Origin of the sequence: Janibacter melonis, assembly GCF_020567375.1 — a bacterium.
Classification (GTDB): Bacteria; Actinomycetota; Actinomycetes; order Actinomycetales; family Dermatophilaceae; genus Marihabitans; species Marihabitans melonis.
On record NZ_JAJBZM010000005.1, the window covers coordinates 1 to 1,572 of the forward strand.

The following is a 1,572-nucleotide window of genomic DNA, read 5'->3' on the forward strand; positions in this document are numbered from 1 at the left end:
CCTTTTGGGGTTGTGGTGGGAGTTGAACATCAACGGAGAGTTTGATCCTGGCTCAGGACGAACGCTGGCGGCGTGCTTAACACATGCAAGTCGAACGGTGAACCTTGGAGCTTGCTCTAAGGGGATCAGTGGCGAACGGGTGAGTAACACGTGAGTAACCTGCCCCGGACTCTGGAATAAGCGCTGGAAACGGCGTCTAATACCGGATACGAGACGCAACCGCATGGTTAGCGTCTGGAAAGTTTTTCGGTCTGGGATGGACTCGCGGCCTATCAGCTTGTTGGTGAGGTAATGGCTCACCAAGGCGACGACGGGTAGCCGGCCTGAGAGGGCGACCGGCCACACTGGGACTGAGACACGGCCCAGACTCCTACGGGAGGCAGCAGTGGGGAATATTGCACAATGGGCGAAAGCCTGATGCAGCGACGCCGCGTGAGGGATGACGGCCTTCGGGTTGTAAACCTCTTTCAGCAGGGAAGAAGCGAAAGTGACGGTACCTGCAGAAGAAGCACCGGCTAACTACGTGCCAGCAGCCGCGGTAATACGTAGGGTGCGAGCGTTGTCCGGAATTATTGGGCGTAAAGAGCTTGTAGGCGGTTTGTCGCGTCTGCTGTGAAAATCCGGGGCTCAACCCCGGACTTGCAGTGGGTACGGGCAGACTAGAGTGTGGTAGGGGAGACTGGAATTCCTGGTGTAGCGGTGAAATGCGCAGATATCAGGAGGAACACCGATGGCGAAGGCAGGTCTCTGGGCCACTACTGACGCTGAGAAGCGAAAGCATGGGGAGCGAACAGGATTAGATACCCTGGTAGTCCATGCCGTAAACGTTGGGCGCTAGGTGTGGGACTCATTCCACGAGTTCCGTGCCGCAGCTAACGCATTAAGCGCCCCGCCTGGGGAGTACGGCCGCAAGGCTAAAACTCAAAGGAATTGACGGGGGCCCGCACAAGCGGCGGAGCATGCGGATTAATTCGATGCAACGCGAAGAACCTTACCAAGGCTTGACATATACCGGAAACACCCAGAGATGGGTGCCCCTTTTGGTCGGTATACAGGTGGTGCATGGTTGTCGTCAGCTCGTGTCGTGAGATGTTGGGTTAAGTCCCGCAACGAGCGCAACCCTCGTTCTATGTTGCCAGCACGTAAAGGTGGGGACTCATAGGAGACTGCCGGGGTCAACTCGGAGGAAGGTGGGGATGACGTCAAATCATCATGCCCCTTATGTCTTGGGCTTCACGCATGCTACAATGGCCGGTACAAAGGGCTGCGATACCGCAAGGTGGAGCGAATCCCAAAAAACCGGTCTCAGTTCGGATTGGGGTCTGCAACTCGACCCCATGAAGTCGGAGTCGCTAGTAATCGCAGATCAGCAACGCTGCGGTGAATACGTTCCCGGGCCTTGTACACACCGCCCGTCAAGTCACGAAAGTCGGTAACACCCGAAGCCGGTGGCCCAACCCTTGTGGGGGGAGCCGTCGAAGGTGGGACTGGTGATTGGGACTAAGTCGTAACAAGGTAGCCGTACCGGAAGGTGCGGCTGGATCACCTCCTTTCTAAGGAGCACTGGCCAGC

At 57.1% G+C, this 1,572-nt stretch carries 1 rRNA gene; it reads left to right on the forward strand.

The annotated features are described in order from the left end of the window. Positions 1-29 precede the first annotated feature (29 nt). A 16S ribosomal RNA gene (locus LIV55_RS16775) occupies positions 30-1,553 on the forward strand. Positions 1,554-1,572: the final 19 nt, after the last annotated feature.